The sequence below is a fragment of the Cyanobium sp. NS01 genome, from assembly GCF_014280235.1.
Taxonomy (GTDB): Bacteria; Cyanobacteriota; Cyanobacteriia; order PCC-6307; family Cyanobiaceae; genus NIES-981.
This window is the reverse complement of sequence record NZ_CP047940.1, coordinates 1052881-1073136: the sequence shown is the minus strand read 5'-3', so window position 1 is coordinate 1073136 and position 20256 is coordinate 1052881. Positions and strand designations below refer to the sequence as shown.

The following is a 20256-nucleotide window of genomic DNA, read 5'->3' as shown; positions in this document are numbered from 1 at the left end:
ACTCATGAGCGACGAAGTTTTGCCCGGTTCCGAAATCATCCTCTACCAGACAGAAGATGGCCGCACGCGCATCCAATGCCGACTAGAAGATGAAACCCTGTGGCTAACCCAGGCACAGATGGCCGAGCTGTTTGAAACGACTCCCCAGAACGTGACCCTGCATTTGAAGAGCATCTTTGCCGAGGGTGAGCTGGTCGAATCGGCAACTTGTAAGGACTACTTACAAGTTCGCTTGGAGGGTGGGCGAGAAGTCTCGCGCAAGCTTCGCCATTATCGACTTGAAGCGGTTCTGGCCGTCGGTTTCCGCGTGCGCAGCCATCGAGGCACCCAGTTCCGCCAGTGGGCCATCGGCTGCTTGAACGAGTATCTGGTGAAGGGCTTCACCATGGACGACGAGCGGCTGAAGAATCCCCCTGGCAAGGGTCAGAGAGACTATTTTGACGAGCTTCTGGATCGCATCCGCGACATCCGCTCGTCGGAACGTCGGTTTTATCAGAAGGTGCTGGATATCTACGTAACGAGTGTGGACTATACGCCTGATGCGGAAACAACTCAGCTGTTCTTCGCTACTGTGCAGAACAAGATGCATTGGGCAGCCCATGGCCATACGGCGGCTGAAGTGATCGCCGAGCGGGTGGATTCGCCGAAGCCGTTCATGGGCCTGCAGACCACACGACCAAGCGGTCTCGTTCGTAAAGGTGACGTGTCTGTCGCCAAGAACTACCTCTCAGCAGATGAACTACAGGTCTTGAACCGTATCGTTAGCCTCTACATCGAATATGCGGAGCTCCAGGCGCTGGAGCGCAAGCCAATGACAATGCAGGCCTGGATCACGAAGCTGGATGAATTCCTGGCCATCTCCGGGCGTGATGTCCTGGATCACGCAGGAAGTGTTTCTGCTGAGTCTGCCAGGAGGAAAGCAGAGCTGGAGTATGGCCGGTATCGGGCGCTGCTCGATGGGCAACCTCAGCGTATCGATGTGGAATTTGAGAAGGCTGCCAAGGACTTGAAGAACTTGCCGAGGCCGAAGAAGCCCAAACGGCCCAAGCCATGACCCTCAACGAAGCCATGGTCGAAGAGGCGGCTCTCAGCTGGTTCCAGGAACTGGGCTATGTCGTGCTCCCCGGCCCCCAGCTGGCTCCCGGCGAACCGGCGGCGGAGCGCGAGTCGTTCAGCGATGTGGTTCTGGTGGGCCGGCTGCGCGACACCATCCGCCAGCTCAACCCGGCCATTCCTGAGGAGGCCCGGGAAGAAGCGCTGCGCAAGCTCTTGCGCCTCGCTACCCCCTCGCTGGTGCAGACCAACCGCGCCTTCCACCGCCTGCTGCGTGAGGGCGTGCCGGTGGAATACCCCCGGCCCGATGGCAGCATCGCCGGCGATCACGTGCGGCTGGTCGACTTCGCCGCCGCCACTGCCAACGACTGGCTGGTGGTGAACCAGTTCTCCGTCAGCGATGGCCAGCACAACCGCCGGCCCGACCTGGTGGTGTTCCTCAACGGGCTCCCCCTCGGCCTGATTGAGCTCAAGAACGCCGCCGCTGAAGACGCCACCATCTGGAGCGCCTACGCCCAGCTGCAGACCTACAAAGCTGAGATTCCCTCACTCCTCCAGTACAACGCTGCCCTGGTGGTGAGCGACGGCCTGCAGGCCCGCATCGGCTCGATCACGGCCAACCAGGAGTGGTTCAAGCTGTGGCGCAGCATCGATGGCGAAGCCGACGCGCCGACCACAGCCCTGGAGCTGGAAACGCTGATTCGTGGCGTGTTCGCGCCGCAGCGCTTTCTCGATCTGCTGCAGCACTTCATCGTCTTCGAGGAAGACCCGGATTCAGGTGCCCTGCACAAGATCATCGCCGGCTATCACCAGTTCCATGCCGTGAACGCGGCGGTGCAGGAAACCGTGCGCGCCAGCGGCATGGGCCCTGCGTGCCGCAGCCAGGGCGGCCGGCCGGGCGACCGCCGCGCCGGCGTGGTGTGGCACACCCAGGGCAGCGGCAAGAGTTTCACCATGCTCTTCTTCGCCGCCCGCATGATCCGCGCGGCCGCGATGCAGAACCCCACCCTGGTGGTGCTCACCGATCGCAACGATCTCGACGACCAGCTCTTCGGCCAGTTCCAGCGCTGCGCCGACATCCTCGGCCAGACACCCGTGCAGGCCGCCAGTCGCGAGCAGTTGCGCGACCTGCTCAACCGGGCCAGCGGCGGCGTGGTGTTCACCACCATCCAGAAGTTCATGCCGGAACGGGGCGAAGCGATGCCCGAGCTGAGCGCCCGGCAGAACATCGTGGTGATCGCCGATGAAGCGCACCGCAGCCAGTACGGCTTCGGCGCCAAGGTGAACGAGAAGACCGGCGAAATGTCCTACGGCTTCGCCAGCAACCTGCGTGAGGCCCTCCCCAATGCCTCCTTCATCGGCTTCACCGGCACGCCGATCGAGCAGACCGACGCCAACACCCGGGCGGTGTTCGGCGATTACATCTCCATCTACGACATCCAGCGCGCCGTGGCCGACAAGGCCACCGTGCCGATCTACTACGAGAGCCGCATCTCCAAGCTTTCCCTGAATGCCGCCGCGCTGCCCGGTCTGGACGCCGAGTTCGAGGAGATCACCGAAGGCGAGGAGCTCACGCAGAAGGAAAAGCTGAAAACCAAATGGGCCGCCCTCGAAGCCTTGGTGGGCGATCCCGATCGCCTCGCGCTCGTGGCCGCCGACCTGGTGGCTCACCTCGAGAAACGCCTGGAGGCGATGGACGGCAAGGCCATGGTGGTGTGCATGAGCCGCCGCATCTGCGTCGATCTCCACAACGCCCTGATCCAGCTGCGGCCCGAGTGGGCACACGACACCCTCAAGGTGGTGATGACCGGCAGCGCCGATGACGGCCCCGACTGGCAGCCCCACATCCGCAGCAAGGAAGCCCGTCGCCAGCTGGCCAACCGCTTCAAAGATGCCGCCGACCCCTTCAGGATCGTGATCGTGCGTGACATGTGGCTCACCGGCTTCGATGCGCCCTGCCTGCACACCATGTATGCCGACAAGCCGATGCAGGGCCACGGCCTGATGCAGGCGATCGCCCGCGTCAACCGGGTGTTCCGCGACAAGCCCGGCGGCCTGGTGGTGGATTACCTCGGCCTCGCCGATCAGCTCAAGCGCGCCCTGGCCAGCTACACCGAAAGTGGCGGCCAGGGCGACCCCACCTTCGACCCCGCCCAGGCCATCGCCGTGATGCTCGAAAAACACGGCATCGCCTCGGATCTGCTGCACGGTTTCGACTGGTCGGTCTGGAGCAGCGGCACCCCCAGCGAGCGCCTGCAGCTCCTTCCCGCCGGCCAGGAGCACATCCTGCTGCAGGAGAACGGCAAGCAGCGCTGGCTGCAGCTGGTGGCCGAACTCTCCCGCGCCTTCGCCCTCAGCGCCGCCAGCGATGAGGCCACCGCCATCCGCGACGACGTGAGTTTCTTTCAGGCCATTCAAGCGGCCTTCTCCAAGGCAACCAGCGGCACCAGCCGGGCGCCCGAGCAGATCGACGCCGCCATCCGCCAGCTGGTGAGCAAGGCCATCACCACCGATGGCCAGGTGATCGATGTGTTCACCGCCGCCGGCCTGCCCAGGCCCGACATCTCCATCCTCAGCGATCAGTTCCTGGCTGAGGTGCGGGGTCTCAAGCACAGGAACGTGGCCGCCGAGCTGCTGGAGAAGCTGCTCAAAGACGAACTCAAAGTGCGCTCCAAGCGCAACCTGGTGCAGAGCCAGGTGTTCTCCGAAAAGCTCAAAACCACTCTGAATGCCTATCACAGCCGCGCCATCACCACAGCCCAGGTGATCGAAGAGCTGATCGCCCTCGCCAAGGAACTCGATGCCGCCAGCAAGCGCGGCGAATCCCTTGGCCTCAGCCACGACGAAGTCGCCTTCTACGACGCCCTCGCCGCCAAAGACAGCGCCGTGCAGGCGATGGGTGACGCCAAGCTCAAACTTATTGCTGCTGAGCTGATCACCCAGGTGAAGAAGAGCGTGTCGATCGACTGGACCCTGCGCGAAAGTGCCCGCGCCCGGATCCGCGTGATGGTGAAGCGCATCCTCAACAAATACGGCTATCCCCCCGATCTGCAGGACGCCGCGGTGAAAACCGTGCTCGCCCAGGCGGAGCTGCTCTGCGCCGCCTGGGTATGAGAGCATCGCCAGATCATGATGCAGGCTCATGAGCAAGCAGCACCCCTCCCCCGTTCAGTCGATCGAGGAGATGCAGAACAATCTGCCCTACGCCGAAACGATCGACAAGAAGCACTACAAGCGCGACCTTGAATCGCTCCAGATTGAACTGCTCAAAGCGCAGCGTCACATCAAGGCTGTCGGAGAGCGCGTGGTGATCCTGTTCGAAGGTCGCGATGCGGCGGGCAAGGGTGGATCGATCAAGCGGTTCCGCGAACACCTCAATCCACGCGGTAGTGAGCATGTGGCGCTGGCCAAACCCAACGATGCCGAAGCAACCCAGTGGTACTTCCAGCGCTATGTTCCGCACCTGCCAGCGGCGGGAGAAATCACGATGTTCGACAGGTCCTGGTACAACCGGGCCGGCGTCGAAAAGGTGATGGGCTTCTGTACACCGCAGCAGCACGCCCTGTTTCTGCGCCAGGTTCCCGGCTTTGAGCAGTCCCTCGTGAGCAGTGGAATTAGGCTGTTCAAGATGTGGTTCACCGTGTCGCAGGGCAGGCAGAAACTGCGTTTCGACGATCGACGCGACGATCCGCTCAAGCAGTGGAAGATTTCGCCCATCGACGAAGCCAGTGTGGCGAAGTACGACGCCTACACCGAAGCCCGCAACGAGATGCTGCTCGCCACCGACACCCTCGTGGCGCCATGGACGATCGTCAACTCCAACGAGAAGAAACGGGCCCGCCTCGGTGCCATCCGCAGCGTCCTCCATGCCCTGGACTACGAGCACAAAGACCAGGGCGTCGCCTGTGAGCCCGATCCACGGGTCGTGCGCACGGCCCATTCGCTGTTCATCGACAACTGATCAGCGCGCTTCACCTCAGCGGCTCGCTGCCGGAACGAGCAGCCGTGGCGCGAGATTGTGTTGTCTGAGGCGTCGCCCGAAGCCGCGATCAGCAAACGACGCCATCGACGCGCAACTGCGGCAGCTGGCATGGTGCAGGCCTGGCCGGTCTTCTGCCGTGAGGCCGGGATGGGCCAGCAGGTGATCGAACACCTGCCTCGATGCGGGGCCGGTGGTGATCAACCTGATTGTGTGTGGCGAGATCGCCTTCGCCTGCGAGCGGATTGAGGGGTTGGATGAAATTCTGCCGGCCCGCGTCTACGACTACCGCGCCATCCCGAGCGGTGAGCGCAAAGGAGGCGATCCGGGCATCCATCAGCTTTCGATCTTCTGGCCGAAGCGGAGGCCATGGCGCTGTCAGCCTCCGCGCCGCAGAAACCGCCCCACCTGAGCCGGCCAGTCGCCCGGCAGGTCGCCCTTTTTCAGAACTGGGCTTGCCATCGAGTTCAGCAGCGGCCAGCCCCCCAGCCGCAGGCTGTCGCCCACGTGCACCAGCACGGCCAGGCCGATCAGCAGCCAGCCCAGCAGGTGAAGGCCATACACCACATGGTGCAGCTGGCCTTCCCTCAGCCAGTCCTCCTCCATCAGCTTTCCCGTGCCGATCGCCACGGCCAGGGCCTCCAGGGTCAGGCTGTTGGTCAACCGCCGCAGCCGCGAGCGGCCCAGGGTGAAGGCATAGGCCACGAAGGGCAGGGCCAGCACCAGCAGCCCAACGCCGATCAGACCATGGATGTCGATCCAGTCTCCAGCCGGGGTGAAGGGCAGTCGCCCCCAGCGGCCGTCGTAGCGGCTGTAGACGAACAGGCCACTCAGCCAGCAGCCCAGCACCAGCAGGGCCGTGCCCCCATGCAGCAGGCGCAGCAGAGAGGGTTGGTAGGGGCGCGCCATGGCATCAGGCGAAGGTTTCTTGCAGCGTGCCATGGGCCTGCTGCACCTCGGCGATGAACACGGCATCCAAGCCGCGCAGATCGCCCACTTTGAAATCGACGGCCTTGTCATCGGAATCGTTCTCCTTCACGAGGGCCGGAGGGCTGGCTTTCGTGCCATGGCAGACCAGCCCCACGCGCCTCCGATCGAGCTGCACCATCTCCACCACCGCTTTGGCCAGGCCGGCCGCCAGATCGAGGGGGAGGTTGCGCACGTTGCGCTCATGCATGGCCTCGATGCCCAGACCGCCGCGGTGAGGATCGAGTGGTTGACGACGGTGGCACTCCCCAGTGCAGCCGTCCCACCGCCTTGGCCACCCGCGCCGTCTACTCCTTTACTGGCTTCCCAGGGATACCTGAGTGCCATCTCTACCTCCACCACGACGGCTATCCCACCGGCGCCGCCTGGCGGTTCGCCACCGCCCTGCGGGAAGGCGGTGATGCCTCCACGTTCCTCGCTGCCTTCCTGAGCACCCAGGCCAGGGCAGAACCGCTCACCGCGCCTGATCAGGCCGCCGACGCGGAGTACCGCTACGGCATCGAACTCATTCCGGGGGCGGATCCCCATCTGCTGGTGCAGTGCTGGCGCCGCCTGCCCGGTGCCAGCTGGCACCCCCGCTGCGGTCCCACCCCGATGGCCCTGTTCATCAGCCGGTTTCTTCCTGCGGCGCAGCGTCCGGCCGCCCCATGAGCCCTAGCCTCGCTCCACCCCCGCCCTCGCCCATGGCCGCCACCCCCGCCGCGATCCGCACCATCGCCGTGGAGCTCAGCACCAACCCCTACCCGGTGGTGATCGGCGAAGGCTGCCTGGCCCAGCTGGGCGAGCGGCTGCGGCAGCTGGGCCCGAAGGCCGGCACCAAGGCGCTGGTGGTGACCAACCCCGATGTGGACCGCCCCTACGGCGCCACGGTGCTGGCCAGCCTGGAGCGGGCCGGCCTGGCCGCCGAGCGGCTGGTGATCGAAGCCGGGGAAGACCAGAAAACCCCCGCCACCGTGGGCCTGATCCACGACGCTGCCTTCAAGCAGCGGCTGGAGCGCGGCTCGTTGATCGTGGCCCTCGGCGGTGGCGTGGTGGGTGACATGGCCGGCTTCGCCGCCGCCACCTGGCTGCGGGGCATCGCCGTGGTGCAGGTGCCCACCACCCTGCTGGCGATGGTGGATGCGGCGATCGGCGGCAAGACCGGCGTCAACCACCCAGGCGGCAAGAACCTGATCGGCGCCTTCCACCAGCCGCGTCTGGTGCTGATCGATCCGCTGGTGCTCAGCACCCTGCCGGAGCGGGAGTTCCGGGCCGGCATGGCCGAGGTGATCAAGTACGGCGTGATCGGCGATCCCGGGCTGTTCGACGCCCTCGAAACGGCAGCGCGGCAGCAGCCCGGCACTGCCCTGGCCAGCCGCGAGGCGGTGGGCGCCGAACTGCTGCACACCTTGCTGGAGCGCTCCGCCGCCGCCAAGGCCCGGGTGGTGGCGGCCGACGAACGGGAGGGCGGCCTGCGGGCGATCCTCAACTACGGCCACACCCTCGGCCACGTGGTGGAGACCCTCTGTGGCTATGGCACCTGGCTGCATGGCGAGGCCGTGGCGATCGGCATGGCGGCGGCCGGCGAGATCGCCGTGGCGATGGGGCTCTGGAGCCGAGCCGACCAGGCCCGCCAGCTGGCCCTGATCGACGCCGCCGGCCTGCCCCGGCAGTGGCCGCAGCTGGACCCCGAGGCCGTGCTGCGCTGCCTGCAGGGCGACAAGAAGGTGCGCGAGGGCCGGCTGCGCTTCGTGCTGCCCACGGCGATCGGCAGCGTGGAGATCCGCGACGACGTGGAACGCGCCACCATCCTCGAGGCCCTGCGGGCCTGCGCTCAGGGGTCGGAGCTGCTCTCGGGGTAGTCCTCCTCCAGGGCCGTTTCCAGGGTGGTGAGCAGCAGCACCAGGGCCGCCCGCGACTCCAGCTCGGCGCCGCTCACCTCCCGGATCCAGCGATGGCACAGGTCTTCGATCTGCTGGAACACGCCGGCACCGCGCCGCAGGGTGGCCATCACCCGCTCCACGCTCTCCTTATCGGTCTCCGGCGGCAGACCCACCACGTAGCGGCGTCCGTCAGCGCCGATGTAGGTGAGCTGCCCCTCCACATCGAGGATCGGCGCCGCATGGGGCGTGATCGGCTGATTGTCCCCGGAGTCGGGCGGCAAGCGATCCATGCAAATCCTTCGCCCTTCCTCCTCTGCATAGCGACACCTCAGCCCTTGCCAACCCCGGCGGCCTGGCAATCAGCACGTCTGATCGGTCGGAGCCCCCGGGCGGACGGTAACGGGCGGAACCTTGCTGTTCGCCGCGACCACGGGCAAGGTGGTGATGTCCACTGAGCAGGCCCCCAGAGGCGCGATCGGCGATGAGCTGGAGTGAACTGGAACGGTTGGTGGAGAGTGCCGAGGCCGACAACGCTCTGCGCCGGGCCCTGAGCCACTGCCGCAGTGAGCCTGAGCTGGTGCTCGCCGCCCGCACCCTCGGCTACCGCATCACCTCACTGGATCTGGCGCGCGCGCGGATCGCCGATCGGAAGGGGCAGCCGATGCGGCAGGAGCCCCAGGACGGCCAGGCTCTGGAGCATTGCGGGGGGGCAGGCCTGCCCCTCGGCTGAGGCCCTCCAGCCAGCCCTCCAGCTGAGCCAGCCCCAACCAGCCTGCCAGGCTCAGCAGCCCCGCACCCATGCAGGGGAGCCAGCCAGCCCCCAGGCCGACGCCGCCAGCCAGGGCCGCACCAGCCAGGGCGGCCGTGGACACCAGGGCCAGGCCGGTGAACAGCTGCAGCCAGGGCCGCAGCCGGCGCAGGCCACGCTGGGCACCGGAGCAGGCCCGGCAATGGCTCGTGTGGGCCTGCTGTCGCTCCATCAGGGCGTCGCCACCGAGCCGGGGGGGCAGGGATCTGCCGGGGAAGGGCTCACCGCCATGGTTCTCCACCCAGGCGTGCAGGGCCCGGACGTACACATCCGAGCTGGTGGGCAGGAAGCAGGCCTGGGCGAAGGCTGAGCGGCCACCGCGCTGCTGCAGCCGCCGCTCCTGGCCGTGCAGGAACACCTGGTCGTCCTCCAGCACGATGTGGTTGGCCAGGTGCTGCAGCCAGCGAGGCCGCAGGGGCAGCAGCAGCTTCGGCAACGCCGATTCGAACTGGAACGGGAAGCGGGCGAACAGGCGGCATTCCCCAGGGCGGATCGGCGTGGCGTACACCACGGTGAGGATGCGGGCAAAACCCTTGGCGGTGAGGTCGTGCCACATCAGGCCCGGCGCCGCGAAAGTGGTGAACTGGCTGCCGAGCTTGCCCCGCCGGGGCCCCTCCTCCCATGTGGCCGTGAAGCCCTCGGCCCCCTCGCTGGTGATCAGGGCCTCCACCGGCGCCGCGTTCTCGCGCCGCCCCACGGTGAGGTGGTGGGTGAAGGGCACATGGCTCACATCGAGCACATTCTCGAGCAGGGTGAGGGCGTCCATGGGAAGGTCCCGGAAGGTGTCCTGCACCAGCCAGCCGGGCTCTTCCAGGGTGGGCACCAGGGGCAGGCGCCGATGCTCCGCCAGCTCCGCCTCCCCCGCGAACACGAACAGCAGCCCCTGGCCGGTGGCCGTGGCAAACACGCCGCAGCTCGAGCGGGCACTGGCGCAGGCGGTGCCCGCCTGGGCGGCGTCGGCCTGGGGGATGGTGGTGCAGTGACCGCTGCCATCGAAACTCCAGCCGTGGTAGGGGCACTCCAGCTCTCCACGGCCGTTGAGCCGCCCCTCACTGAGGGGAACCAGGCGGTGCGGGCAGACATCGGCGAAGGCGCGCCATTGCTCGGCTCCGGCGTCCCACCAGAGCACCAGGTCCTGCTCCAGCAGGGTGAAGGGCGTGGGCCTGGTGCGATCGAGATCGTCCAGATAGGCCACGGCATACCACTGGTTGTTCCAGCCCATGGCGACGCGTCAGAAAGGCGGTCAGGCGAGCCTCGAAAGCTGCCCTATGGGCCGACCTTAGGGACGGGTAACCCTGCGGCGAGGCTCGAGGCCAGCGGAGCAGAGGGCGAGCCCGACGAAGAAGCCATTGGTTTTCTAGGGTCGAGCATGTGATGTGCCCCCCCGGGCCTGAAGTCGACCCATGGCAACAATCGCAGTGAGCGGAGCCTCGGGCAAGACAGGCTGGCGGGTCGTTCAGGAGGCCCTGCAGCGCGGCCATCAGGTGAAGGCCCTGGTGCGGCCAGCCTCCCAGCTGCCCGCCGGACTGGAGGGGGCCGAGGTGGTGCGGCTGGAGTTGTCGGACAGCACGGCGCTGCAGACCGCGCTGCGCGGCTGCGAGGCCCTGGTGATCGCCACCGGCGCCCGGCCCTCGGTGGACCTGGCCGGCCCGCTCAAGGTGGATGCCTTCGGGGTGCGTGAGCAGATCAGCGCCTGCACCGCCGTGGGCGTGAACCGGGTGGTGCTGGTGAGCTCGCTCTGCGCCGGCCGCCTGCTGCACCCGCTGAACCTGTTCGGCCTGATCCTGATGTGGAAGCGGCTGGGGGAGCGCTGGCTCGAGCAGAGCGGCCTGGCCTGGACCATCGTGCGGCCCGGCGGGCTCAGCGAGCGGGACGAGGGCCTCGAGGCCGAGGGCGTGGTGTTCAGCGGCCCCGACCAGCAGGAGAGCAACAGCATCCCCAGGCGGCTGGTGGCCCGCGTCTGCCTCGACTGCCTCGACACGCCCGCTTCGGTGGGGCAGATCGTGGAGATCACCAGCAGCCCCGATCAGCCGCCCCAGCCCCTGGGCAGCTGGCTGGCCGCCAGCTAGAGCAGGCCCCGGTAGCGCACCAGCAGCTGCACCATCGCCCAGGAACCCAGGGTCACCTTCACGGCCACCAGCACGTTGAGCAGGGGGATCCAGCCGCCGCTGTCGATCGTGCCGAAGCTGCCGCTGCCCCAGGGAACCAGCCCCTCCAGGCTGAGCAGCGCCACCAGCAGGAAGGCCACCACCGCCGCCTTCTCCCACAGGTCGGCCCGATAGCGCTGGTAGAGCCGGTCGGCCAGCCGCACCGAGCCGCTGATCAGCAGCAGGCCGATCGCCGTTCCCCCCGACACCCCGGCCGCGAAGCCTCCCCCCGGCGAGAGGTGGCCGCGCAGGGCCAGCTCCACCGCCACCAGGGCGCAGACGGTGGAGCCCAGCTGGCACAGCACCACCGAGGGGGCGTCCTGCAGACCGCGGATACGCCGCTGGCTCGGCTCACCGCTGAAGATCCAGCGCACACCGATCGAGGCCAGGGTGAACACCACCACCTCCGACACCGTGTCGTAGAGGCGGGTCTCGAGGATCACGGTGGCCACCAGATTGGGCACATCCCCGGTGCGCAGCAGCAGCTCCAGCACCTGATCGAGCGGCGCCGGCTCCGGCATGGCCAGCGCCAGGGGCGCCAGGCAGAGCATCACGGCCGCCAGGGCATAGACCCAGTTCATGGCGCCACCTCACCAGGCGCGCCAGAGCCGCCCGCCAACGCCGGCGCCGGCACGGGGCCCTCGGCCCGGATCAACTCGAGCCGGTGGCCCTCCTGCCGCCAGCCGTCAGCCCCGGGCAGGGAGGCCAGGTGATCGAGCAGCTGGGGGCGATGTAGCAGCAGGGCGTAGGCGGATTCGGCCTCGGCCCGGATCAGGCGGCCGTGCAGGCCGGGTTCGCCGGGCTGGGGCTGGGGCACCAGCTCCAGGCGCAGGTGCAGCGGCTCCAGCCAGCTCCGCAGGCGCTGGCTGACCGCTTCGGGCGGCATCGCCCCGCCAGGCAGGGACAGCCGCAGCACCATCGAGGAGCGCAGGGCCACGGCATAGAGGGTGGTGGAGAGCAGGGTGCCCACCAGGGCCTCGGTGAGGGCCACATCGGCGGCACCGAGCAGGGCGTAGATCAGGGCCGCCACCGCCCCGAGAATGCCCCGCATCACCAGGGTCTGATAGGGGTTCGACTGGGCCACCAGCAGGATCGCCGTGAGCGGCAACAGCGCCGTGATCGGCAGCAGCAGGGCCGCATCCGTGGTGAGGGTGAAGTCCAATGCGTTCACGACGGGTCCCCTGCCGAGCGCCTGGGCTCTGCGGCGGGGCGCTCAGCCTCCTCGGCCGGGGGCGGCAGCAGCGGCTGGGAGCAACTGGCTAACACGTAGCCGAAGATCGTGTTCCACACCACCAGCGACAGCAGCGCCAGCAGCAGCAGGGGCCATTCCGGCACGAAGCGCAACAACAGGCCCACCACCATCAGGGCGGAGCCGAGGGTGTCTGCGATGCCCAGGTAGTGGAGCTTGCGCAGGAAGCTGGAGCGGCCCAGCAGGGGCCAGGTGCCGGAAAACCAGAACACCAGGCCGCTGAGCAGCAGCACCATGCTCACCAGGCTGAGGTTCATCGGTCCACCCCCCGCAGCAGGTTGGCCAGCAGCATCACGGCGGCATTACCGACGCTGAGCACGATCACGCCCACGATGCCCAGCATCCAGTCGTCGCGCACCACAGACACCGCCAGCATCATGATCGCCACCTTGGTGGACACACTCGCGAAGGCCGCGAGGCGATGCCAGACATCGGTGGAGCGGCAGGCCACCAGGATCGGCAGCAGCAGGGCCAGCACCATTCCCAACAGGATCAAGCTCATGGCTTGGCCTCCGGCCGTGCCATGCGGTGCACCCGGTAGGAGCGTCCGTCGCGCTCCACCCCCAGGGCGATGGTGAGCGGTGTGAGGGTGATGCGAAACACCTCCAGGAAGGTGAGCAGGGCCGAGCCCCGGGATCGCACCGGCGAGGGTTCCACCCGGCCCTTGAGCCGTGAACCCAGCACCAGAAGGCTCAACGCCTCTCCATAGGCCACCGGGATCGCCACCAGGCTGGCCAGCAGAGAGCTGACCAGCTGGGTCAGGGGCACGTGGCGGCTGCGCCGGGCCATGGGCAGGGCCAGGGCCACGGCCAGGCCGATCGCCACATTCGTGGTGCCCAGATCGCCGCTGAGCAGACACCAGATCAGCAGCCTCATGGCCACGGTGATCAGCCTGGCCATAGCGCCTCCCTCGGCATCAGGGCCGCCACAAGGGCGGCACCCACCACGGCGATGCCGCCGAGCAGCTCCTGGAGCCGCTCCATGTCAGGCAGCGGCAGGGGCAGGGGTGGCGGATCCAGCCCCGGGGCCGGCGCCAGGGCTGCCTGCCGGCGTCGGCGCAGCGCCTGGGCCATCAGGCTCAGGCCGCCGTGCACGGCCGCACCTGCCGCAATCACCCCCAGAGCCTTGATGACGCCTGCGGCGGAGGGGAGGGGTCCCTGCAGCAACCCCAGGGCCACGACCAACACCACCAGCACCGCCACCCCGGGCGAAGGAAGGGGCCCCTGCCAGCGGATCGGCCGCCAGCAGAGCCGGGCATAGACCGCCGCCGTGCCCACCATCGCCACCAGCATGGTGCGCTCCAGCAGGGGTGAGAGCTGGGACGCCATCGCCACGCTGAGCTGGGTCTTGGTCCAGTAGCCCACCAGCAGGGGCGCCCCGGCAATCGAGAGCGAGGCCAGCAGCAGCGGCAGCGCCAGGCCGGCCTCGAGGGGCTGCTGCCGCCAGCGGCCCAGATCGCGGCTGCCGGCGCGGCCCGCCACCAGGAACAGGCAGGCCTTGGCCAGGCCATGGGCGAGGGCATAGATGCCGCCACTCACCGGGCTGAGGATCACCAGGCCCACCTGGCCCAGGGTGCTCCAGGCCAGCACGCGCTTGAGATCCGTTTCCGCCAGGGCGTAGAGCACCCCCAGCAGGGCACTGGCCAGGCCGATCAGAATCAGCAGCGGCTGCAGCTGGGGCAGCTGGGTCTCGAGGCGCAGCAGGGGGCAAAGGCCACCTGCCACCACCGACCCCGAGAGCAGGGCCGACACCTCCGAGGGCGCCTCGGCATGGGTGCGCGGCAGCCACAGTCCAGAGAGGAACACCCCGGACTTGGCCAGCAGACCCACCAGCAGAAAGGCCACCACCACCGCCAGGCTGCGGGGCTCCATCGCCGGACTGGAGAGGGCCGCGAGGCGGAAGCTGCCGGTCTGCAGGTAGAGCAGGGCCGCGCCCACCAGGTACATGGTCATCACGCTGTTGCTGACCAGCAGATAGCGCAGGGCGATCCAGAGCTGCTGGGGCTGGCGCTTCTGCAGGATCAGCAGGAAGGCCGTGATGCCCACCACTTCGAGCGCCACGTAGAGGCTCACCAGATCGACGGCCAGGAAGGCCGAATTGAGGCCTCCCACCAACACCATCACCAGCAGCAGGAAGGGTCCCGGCGGCGGCCGGCGCCAGGTATCGAGCAGCACCGCCAGCGCCACCAGCCCATTCAGCAACAGGAAGGGAGCTGCCTGGGCATCGGCCTGCAGCAACACCCCCAGGGGCCCGGTGAGCTCCAGCGCCCAGGGGGAGGTGAGTGGGAACAACAGCACGCCCACTGCCGTGGTGCTGAGGGCGCAGGCCAGGGTGAGCCAGCGCGCCAACGAGGGCAGCAGCGCCGCCAGGAAGGCCCCCAGGAAGGGGAACAGCAGCCAGGCGATCAGCAGGGAGACGGTGGTGGTGGACATCAGGGGCCCCTCATCGTGTCGGCGCCGGGACCGGCGCACTGGCAGGCCCCGGCGGTTCTTGGATCGCCTCGGGCTGCTCGAAACTGAGCGCCTCCAGCAGGGGGTCCACCGCCGAGAGCCGGGTGATCACCACCAGCAGCAGGGCCTGGATCGAGAGGCCGATCACAATCGCGGTGAGGATCACGGCCTGGGGGATCGGATCAGCCCAGGCGGTGATCGTGTCCAGGCTGTCGGGGTTGGCCACGATGGGGGTGCGCAGGCCGCTGCGGGCCGCCACGAGCACGAACAGGGCCACGGCGGCCGTGCCCATCACATCCATCGCCAAGGCCTTGAGGAAGAGATTGTTGCGGCCGATCAGTCCCAGCAGTCCCGCCAGGAGTGCACCCAGAACCAGGGCTTCCAGCAGGCGGAAGGTGTCGATCAGGGGTGGGGCTCCCGGGCGGGACTGAGAGTAACCGCTTCCAGCTGGAACCTGGCACCAGCAGAGGCCTTTTGCAGCGATCCCGGCCGCGGCTCATGCGCTCCGGAGGAGCGCTTCCCCCCCGAGCCCGCCGGGTTCCCGCAGAAACAGAGGCGGCTCCACGGCCTCGGGGAGAGCCCCCCGGCTGAAGGCCAGCCAGCGGAAGTCGCCGAGGGTGTGGGGGTCGACCAGGCGCAGCAGGGCCTCGCGGCTGGCCAGCAGGGCCGCCAGGCCGGCGCCATGGCCCTGCTGCAGCCCGTGCAGGCGCTGCGCCAGGCCCAGGGCGAGCAGGGCTTCCCCCTGGCGACACTGACCCAGGTTCCGCCAGCCGGCGGCCCTGGCCTCGGCCTGCAGGCTCTCGATGCAGAGGTGGGCGGTGAGATCCCAGGCGCCGGGCTCCTGCAGCGGATCCTGGCTGGCCTGCTGGCCGCGGTAGGCCATCAGGGTGCCAGCCGAGCGCTGCGGAGCGTAGTAACGCCACGCCTCCAGGGCGTAGTCGATCACCAGCAGCTGGCCCGCCTCCAGGGCCTGGCCGCAGGCCGCCAGCCAGGGGCCGACGCCCGGGTGCAGCTCCGTGCACCAGCCGGCCCCCCGCTGGGCCCCAGGCGGATCGAGGCCAAGGGCGCGCAGGGATGCCGCCGCCTGGGGCGGCAGGGGCCCGCCGGGCTCCAGCACGAGCAGGGGCCGGGCCGGGTGCTCATCCCGGAGCCGCACCTGCTGCTGGCGCCAGAGCGCCCCGTCCCACTCCACCCTCTCCACGGCCAGGGCATCGAGCACCTCATGGGCCAGCACCACGCCGCGCAGGGGCGCCTGGGCCAGCTCGGGCCAGTCGCTCCAGCGGCAGGGCAGGGGCGAGGCCTGCAGCAGCTGGCGCTGGCGCTCCGCCATGCCCGCATTGGGCTCCACCAGCACCAGGGTGAGGCGGGCGGCCAGATCGGGCCAGCCCAGCTGCAGCGCCTGGGCCAGCTGCAGGGCCAGGGATCCTTCGCCGGGGCCCGCCTCCACCAGGGCCAGGGGCCCAGGCCCCAGGGCCGCCAGCCAATCGGCCACCTGGGGTGCCAGCAGAGCCGCGAAGTCGCCCCCCAGCGAGGGGGCGGTGGCGAAGTCGCCGCCGGGGCCGATGCGCAGCCGGCCAGCGCCGTAGGCCCCGTGCTCGGGGTCGTGCAGGGCCCAGGCCATGAAGGTGCTGAACGGCACCGCCCCAGCGGCTGCGCGCAGCCGCTGGGCCAGCCAGGCGGGGCAGGGGGCAGCGGGATCCGTCACGGCCGGAGCGGAGCTCGGGGAGAATGCATCTTCTCGGAGACAGGCGCATGGGCAGGGTTCTGGCAACACGGGCCGCGGCGACCCTGGCGGCGCTGGTGCTGCTGCTCGGCACCATGGTGGGAGCCGTGGTGGGCGTGGGCGTGGCTCCAGCCATGGCCTACGACAACCCGGAGCTGCTGCCCGACCACCCCACCCCGGTGATCGACCTGGCCCGGGCCCTCACTGATGGCCAGCGGGCCGACCTCGAGGAGCACCTGAGCCGCTTCGAGGCCGACAGCGGCTGGAAGCTGCGGGTGCTCACCCAGTACGAGCGCACGCCGGGCCTGGCGGTGCGCGACTTCTGGAATCTCGATGAGCGCAGCCTGCTGCTGGTGGCCGACCCCCGCGGCGGCAACCTGCTCAATTTCAACGTGGGCGATGCCCTGTTCGCCCTGATGCCGCGCACCTACTGGGTGGAGCTGCAGACGCGCTTCGGCAACCAGTACTACGTGCGCGACCACGGCGAGGACGGTGCCATTGTCGATGCCCTCGCCGCCGTGGAGACCTGCCTGGAGCGTGGCGGCTGCCAGGTGGTGCCCGGCCTGCCCAACGAGCAGTGGGTGCTCACCCTGGCCACCTCGATCGTGGGGGGGCTGATCGTGGGCTTTGCCGCCTACCCGCGCCATGAGGGGCGCCGGGTGGAGTGGGCCTGGGTGCTGCTGCTCTCGCCCCTGTGGGTGATCCTGTTCGGCATCTTCGGCGTGGCCCCGATCGTGACCCGCACCGACGACCTGCTGCCCCTGCTGCGCAACGCCATGGGCTTCACCGGCGCGATCGCGGCGGCCTATCTGATCGCCCAGAACACCGTGGGCCGCAACCGCATCAAGCCTGACGAAACCTGATCAGCCGCGGCGCCAGCCGTCGATCAGACCCCGGTTCTGCGGGGACCGATCTCATCCAGGGCCTCCAGCTGACAGCGCAGCGAATCTGCGGGCAGACAAGGGGGCTTGGGCGGCGTTTCGGGAACCACCGCCACGGTGTTGTTGAGGGCGTATTGAGCCCGCAGTTCGCTGAGGTTCTGCTCGTAGAAGCGGCGCAGTTCATGGAAGCGCTTCACCGGCTGGCCATAGAAGCTGTGGCCGGCCAGGGTGGGGAACGACGCCCACTCCGGCGCCAGGCGATGGGCCAGGTAGGGGGTGAACTGGCCCTGGTCAGCCAGCTGCAGCACGCCGCGGCGCTGGATCAGGTAGATGGCGGCCTGGTCCTGCACCGCTGGACCGAAGGCGTTGGGGCCGTGGAGCCGGAAGCCGATGGCGCGGGAGGCCATCGCCCAGGTGGGCGGCATGAACTGGTAGGCCCCGGCCGCGGCGCTGGCGTAGCGGGCCGTGCGGTTGACCCGGTTGGGGTGGCGATCCAGAGACGCCATCAGGCTGCCGCCGAACATGATCCGGTAGCCCTTGTCGTGGCCGCCGGCCCAGGTGCCTTCGGCGAAGCGGATCGTGTTGAGCAGAGCCCGTCGCTCGGGGGTGAGCGCGAACACCCGGGCGGTCGGGGGCGGCAGGGGCACCGACAGAGCCAGGGAATGGGGCAGCACCTGGGTGGGCTGCTGCTGAGGCTGGGCCTGGCGTTGCTGCGGTTGGCTGCGCAGCGGGGCAGGAATCACCATGGTGCTGCTGCCGGTTCTCAGCACCGTGCCCAGGGTCGTGGCCGTGGCCTGGGCGGGCCGAGCCTCAAGCAGGGCAAGGGGAGTGGCAAGCAGGGAGAACGATGCGACCAGCAGAGCGTTCGTTGTTTTGGCGAAGGACAAAACCAAATGCGAAAACAACATTACGGGCAGCAATTTGGCGACCGCTGGCCCGAAACTGTTGCTATCAGTGCCAATCGCACAAGCGTCCACTCAGGTGATTGACAGCACCAAACAGTTCAAAACACTGTGAGGGAGCGAATTTGCCCGCTTCTGAGTAACAGCAGAGCCGATCATGCCGGCGTCAACGATCGGATCTGCTGATCAGCCCAGGCCACGCTGCTCTGCCAGCTCGGTGATGGCCAGGGCTCCGCTGCCGGCACCGTCCTGCGGCAGGGGCTGGCCGGAGGGCGGCAGCAGGGGTTGATCCAGCTGCCAACGGCCCGCCAGCAGGTCGGCGCGGCTGAGCAGGCGGTGCTGGCCGTGGCGCCTGAGGGCCTGCTCCAGCACCGGCGCCTCGGCGAAGCCATCCCGGTGCACCAGGTGGATGCCCACGTTCTGGCTCATGGCCTCACAGAAGCTGCTGTAGCCCGGCTTGGTGATCAGGCGCGAGCAATGGCGCATCAGCTCCAGGGGCCGCACCTCCGCCGGCAGAACCCGGCCGTTGTCCGCCTCAGCCAGGGCAGGGTCGTGGCCCAGGAAGGTCCACTGGGACCAGAGGCCCAGCAGGGCGGGATCGAGCGCCAGGCCCATCCCGCCGAAGGTGAGCAGGGCGCAGCGGTCCGGCTCGTGCGGCAGCTGCAGCTGCCGCACCAGGCCCTCCAGATCCAGGCGGGGCTCGCCGGCTGTCAGCCCGATGCGGCGGCGTGGGATGTCCCAGGGCATCGGCATGGCCAGGGGGCACTCCAGCAGCAGATCGCCGCGGCGGTAGAGGGCCAGGCAGTGCTCGGCCCAGGCCTCAAAGCGGCCGCCGAAGGGCCGGTAGATCACATCCCAGCCGAAGCTCGCCAGCCAGATCAGGGGGGCTCCCACCGCCTCGGCCAGCAGGGCTGCCGCCGGAGGAACGTCGCCGATCACGAGCACGGGCTCCCCCTGGGCCCGCAGCCAGGCCGCCTCCCGCTCCAGCTGGGCGGGCAGCTGGCCCTCCAGCTGCTCGAGGGCCACCAGGGTGGCGGCGGGATCGGAGCCCAGAGCGTCAGCCTGCAACACCCCCACATCCCAGCGGCAGGGACGGTGCTGCACGGCCAGCGGCGCAAAGGCCGTGGCCAGGAAGGAGGGCGGCAGGGCGGTGGAGAGCACCAGCCGCCAGTGGGGCCTGAGCCGCTGCAGTGCCGCCAGCACCGCCGCGCTGCGGGAGCCGTGGCCGAAGCCATGGGCACTGATGCAGGCGTAGATCAGCACGGCACGGCCGGAGCCGGAGCCACCTGGTGCAGCACCTCTTCGTAGTGGAGGCAGCCATCGAGCCCATACCAGTGGTGGCTGGCCCGGCGCACCAGGGCACCGCCGCCGCCCAGGGGCTCGAGTTCCACCCAGGAGAAGTGGCGCAGGGCGCGACCAGCCAGGTCGTGGCCGTGGCGCGCCACAAAGGCGGCATTGAGATAGATGGTGCCCTCGCGGTCCACCGCCAGGCTGCGGCGATGGCCCTGGCCCCGGCGCAGGGCGTGGTGCATGTGGCCGAACACCACCAGGGGCACAGGACGATGGACCCGGATCTGGCGGATCGCCAGGGTGAGGTCCTGGTCGCCCCAGTCGCAGGCGGGCTTCTTCCAGTCGCGACCACAGGGGTCATCGACGCCACTGCCCAGGCCCGCCGGGCCGCAGTGGGCCAGCAGCACCAGGGGCAGGGCCGGGTCAGCGGCGAGGGCGGCGGCAGTGATCCGATCAGCGGAGTCCTGGAGGGTCATCGGCCCGAAGGCCGCCAGCACGGCGCGGGAGAGGTGAAAGCCACCGCCGGCGGTGCCCGGGCGGGCACCCACCACGGCGACCCCCGGCGGCTCCAGCTGGCGCAGGCCCCAGCCGCAGTGCAGCTCCCCCAGGCAGGCGATCTGGCGCAGCAGGGTGCGGCCTGAGGCATCCCTGCCGGCGTCGTGGTTGCCGAGCACGCAGGCCAGGGGCAGGGGCAGCCGGTTCAGGCGAGCCGGGATCTCGGGGCAGCCATCACTGAGATCCCCCACCACCAGCACCGCATCGGGGCGCAGCAGCTCCAGCAGCTTGTGATCGGATTGATCCCAGGCGCCGTGGGGATCTCCCACCACGGCCAGACGCAGAACAGGCATCCACCACTACCTAGGCCGGCCCATCCTGGCCAGTGGGGGTCCCGGTTGGTTTTGACGGGCGCCCAGAGCACACACAT

The 20256-nt window shown here is 68.9% G+C and carries 24 protein-coding genes and 1 pseudogene; 10 read left to right on the top strand and 15 right to left on the bottom strand.

From position 1 onward, the window contains the following. The first annotated feature begins 4 nt into the window (after window positions 1-4). From CyaNS01_RS05525 to CyaNS01_RS05510, 4 genes are all read left to right on the top strand, one after another. Entirely contained in the window at window positions 5-1054 is a 1050-nt protein-coding gene (locus CyaNS01_RS05525; protein ID WP_186699502.1) for a virulence RhuM family protein, read from the top strand. Beyond that, complete coding sequence (locus CyaNS01_RS05520; protein ID WP_186699501.1) at window positions 1051-4167, top strand: type I restriction endonuclease subunit R; 3117 nt, start codon at window positions 1051-1053, stop codon at window positions 4165-4167. The genes CyaNS01_RS05525 and CyaNS01_RS05520 overlap by 4 nt, the downstream gene beginning before the upstream one ends. A gap of 28 nt (window positions 4168-4195) precedes the next feature. After that, window positions 4196-5014: a polyphosphate kinase 2 gene (gene ppk2 / locus CyaNS01_RS05515; protein ID WP_186699499.1), complete on the top strand. Its 819-nt coding sequence runs from the start codon at window positions 4196-4198 to the stop codon at window positions 5012-5014. Between the two features lie 214 nt (window positions 5015-5228). Further along, window positions 5229-5444, top strand: coding sequence for a hypothetical protein (locus CyaNS01_RS05510; RefSeq protein WP_186699497.1), 216 nt, complete (start codon window positions 5229-5231; stop codon window positions 5442-5444). Here the strand turns inward: CyaNS01_RS05510 and CyaNS01_RS05505 are convergent. Beyond that, window positions 5411-5941, bottom strand: a complete 531-nt coding sequence (locus CyaNS01_RS05505) for a cytochrome b/b6 domain-containing protein (RefSeq protein WP_186699495.1) — start codon at window positions 5939-5941, stop codon at window positions 5411-5413. The two genes, CyaNS01_RS05510 and CyaNS01_RS05505, sit on opposite strands and share 34 nt — an antisense overlap. Window positions 5942-5945: 4 nt before the next feature. After that, window positions 5946-6209, bottom strand: a complete 264-nt coding sequence (locus tag CyaNS01_RS05500; RefSeq protein WP_186699493.1) for a DUF3365 domain-containing protein — start codon at window positions 6207-6209, stop codon at window positions 5946-5948. A gap of 35 nt (window positions 6210-6244) precedes the next feature. Here CyaNS01_RS05500 and CyaNS01_RS05495 point away from each other — a divergent pair, with 35 nt between their 5' ends. Together CyaNS01_RS05495 and aroB are read left to right on the top strand one after the other, a co-directional pair. Then, window positions 6245-6670: a hypothetical protein gene (locus CyaNS01_RS05495; protein ID WP_225875831.1), complete on the top strand. Its 426-nt coding sequence runs from the start codon at window positions 6245-6247 to the stop codon at window positions 6668-6670. Window positions 6671-6702: 32 nt separating this feature from the next. Then, window positions 6703-7860, top strand: a complete 1158-nt coding sequence (gene aroB, locus CyaNS01_RS05490) for a 3-dehydroquinate synthase (protein ID WP_186699491.1) — start codon at window positions 6703-6705, stop codon at window positions 7858-7860. On the opposite strand, the gene CyaNS01_RS05485 is transcribed toward aroB, so the two are convergent. Continuing rightward, a complete protein-coding gene (locus CyaNS01_RS05485) occupies window positions 7833-8171 on the bottom strand; it encodes a hypothetical protein (RefSeq protein WP_186699489.1) in 339 nt (112 codons plus the stop codon). The two genes, aroB and CyaNS01_RS05485, sit on opposite strands and share 28 nt — an antisense overlap. Window positions 8172-8362: 191 nt before the next feature. Between CyaNS01_RS05485 and CyaNS01_RS14740 the strand changes: the two are divergent. Continuing rightward, window positions 8363-8443: pseudogene (locus tag CyaNS01_RS14740) on the top strand (nitrogen fixation protein); the annotation flags it as partial. A 46-nt stretch (window positions 8444-8489) separates the two neighbouring features. On the opposite strand, the gene CyaNS01_RS05475 reads toward CyaNS01_RS14740, so the two are convergent. Further along, window positions 8490-9911: a Rieske 2Fe-2S domain-containing protein gene (locus tag CyaNS01_RS05475; protein ID WP_186699487.1), complete on the bottom strand. Its 1422-nt coding sequence runs from the start codon at window positions 9909-9911 to the stop codon at window positions 8490-8492. A gap of 181 nt (window positions 9912-10092) precedes the next feature. Here CyaNS01_RS05475 and CyaNS01_RS05470 point away from each other — a divergent pair, with 181 nt between their 5' ends. Continuing rightward, window positions 10093-10758, top strand: coding sequence for an SDR family oxidoreductase (locus CyaNS01_RS05470; protein WP_186699485.1), 666 nt, complete (start codon window positions 10093-10095; stop codon window positions 10756-10758). Here CyaNS01_RS05470 and CyaNS01_RS05465 read toward each other — a convergent pair. The 8 genes from CyaNS01_RS05465 to CyaNS01_RS05430 all read right to left on the bottom strand — a co-directional run bounded on the left by CyaNS01_RS05465 (window position 10755) and on the right by CyaNS01_RS05430 (window position 16240). Beyond that, window positions 10755-11417 carry a Na(+)/H(+) antiporter subunit B gene (locus CyaNS01_RS05465; protein WP_186699483.1) on the bottom strand — a complete coding sequence of 221 codons (663 nt, stop codon included), beginning with the start codon at window positions 11415-11417 and terminating at the stop codon, window positions 10755-10757. The two genes, CyaNS01_RS05470 and CyaNS01_RS05465, sit on opposite strands and share 4 nt — an antisense overlap. Continuing rightward, window positions 11414-12007, bottom strand: a complete 594-nt coding sequence (locus CyaNS01_RS05460; protein WP_225875830.1) for a hydrogenase subunit MbhD domain-containing protein — start codon at window positions 12005-12007, stop codon at window positions 11414-11416. Before CyaNS01_RS05460 ends, CyaNS01_RS05465 begins: the two co-directional genes overlap by 4 nt. Then, complete coding sequence (locus CyaNS01_RS05455; RefSeq protein WP_225875829.1) at window positions 12004-12342, bottom strand: monovalent cation/H(+) antiporter subunit G; 339 nt, start codon at window positions 12340-12342, stop codon at window positions 12004-12006. The genes CyaNS01_RS05460 and CyaNS01_RS05455 overlap by 4 nt, the downstream gene beginning before the upstream one ends. Continuing rightward, window positions 12339-12587: a hypothetical protein gene (locus CyaNS01_RS05450; RefSeq protein WP_186699481.1), complete on the bottom strand. Its 249-nt coding sequence runs from the start codon at window positions 12585-12587 to the stop codon at window positions 12339-12341. The genes CyaNS01_RS05455 and CyaNS01_RS05450 overlap by 4 nt, the downstream gene beginning before the upstream one ends. Continuing rightward, window positions 12584-12961: a Na+/H+ antiporter subunit E gene (locus CyaNS01_RS05445; protein WP_186699479.1), complete on the bottom strand. Its 378-nt coding sequence runs from the start codon at window positions 12959-12961 to the stop codon at window positions 12584-12586. The genes CyaNS01_RS05450 and CyaNS01_RS05445 overlap by 4 nt, the downstream gene beginning before the upstream one ends. Window positions 12962-12972: 11 nt before the next feature. After that, complete coding sequence (locus tag CyaNS01_RS05440; RefSeq protein WP_186699477.1) at window positions 12973-14517, bottom strand: proton-conducting transporter membrane subunit; 1545 nt, start codon at window positions 14515-14517, stop codon at window positions 12973-12975. Between the two features lie 10 nt (window positions 14518-14527). Next, entirely contained in the window at window positions 14528-14938 is a 411-nt protein-coding gene (locus CyaNS01_RS05435; protein ID WP_186700324.1) for a cation:proton antiporter subunit C, read from the bottom strand. A gap of 93 nt (window positions 14939-15031) precedes the next feature. Further along, on the bottom strand, window positions 15032-16240 hold the full coding sequence (locus tag CyaNS01_RS05430; protein ID WP_225875828.1) for a class I SAM-dependent methyltransferase: 1209 nt from the start codon (window positions 16238-16240) through the stop codon (window positions 15032-15034). A 47-nt stretch (window positions 16241-16287) separates the two neighbouring features. Here CyaNS01_RS05430 and CyaNS01_RS05425 point away from each other — a divergent pair, with 47 nt between their 5' ends. Beyond that, window positions 16288-17121, top strand: a complete 834-nt coding sequence (locus CyaNS01_RS05425; RefSeq protein WP_186699475.1) for a TPM domain-containing protein — start codon at window positions 16288-16290, stop codon at window positions 17119-17121. Window positions 17122-17144: 23 nt separating this feature from the next. On the opposite strand, the gene CyaNS01_RS05420 is transcribed toward CyaNS01_RS05425, so the two are convergent. Beyond that, window positions 17145-17885 carry a glycoside hydrolase family 104 protein gene (locus CyaNS01_RS05420; RefSeq protein WP_225875827.1) on the bottom strand — a complete coding sequence of 247 codons (741 nt, stop codon included), beginning with the start codon at window positions 17883-17885 and terminating at the stop codon, window positions 17145-17147. Here CyaNS01_RS05420 and CyaNS01_RS14475 point away from each other — a divergent pair. Next, window positions 17884-18156, top strand: coding sequence for a hypothetical protein (locus tag CyaNS01_RS14475; protein ID WP_225875826.1), 273 nt, complete (start codon window positions 17884-17886; stop codon window positions 18154-18156). The genes CyaNS01_RS05420 and CyaNS01_RS14475 overlap by 2 nt on opposite strands. A gap of 71 nt (window positions 18157-18227) precedes the next feature. On the opposite strand, the gene CyaNS01_RS05415 is transcribed toward CyaNS01_RS14475, so the two are convergent. After that, window positions 18228-19304, bottom strand: a complete 1077-nt coding sequence (locus CyaNS01_RS05415; RefSeq protein WP_186699471.1) for a hypothetical protein — start codon at window positions 19302-19304, stop codon at window positions 18228-18230. Further along, window positions 19298-20179: a TIGR04168 family protein gene (locus CyaNS01_RS05410; RefSeq protein WP_186699469.1), complete on the bottom strand. Its 882-nt coding sequence runs from the start codon at window positions 20177-20179 to the stop codon at window positions 19298-19300. The genes CyaNS01_RS05415 and CyaNS01_RS05410 overlap by 7 nt, the downstream gene beginning before the upstream one ends. Window positions 20180-20256 lie beyond the last annotated feature (77 nt).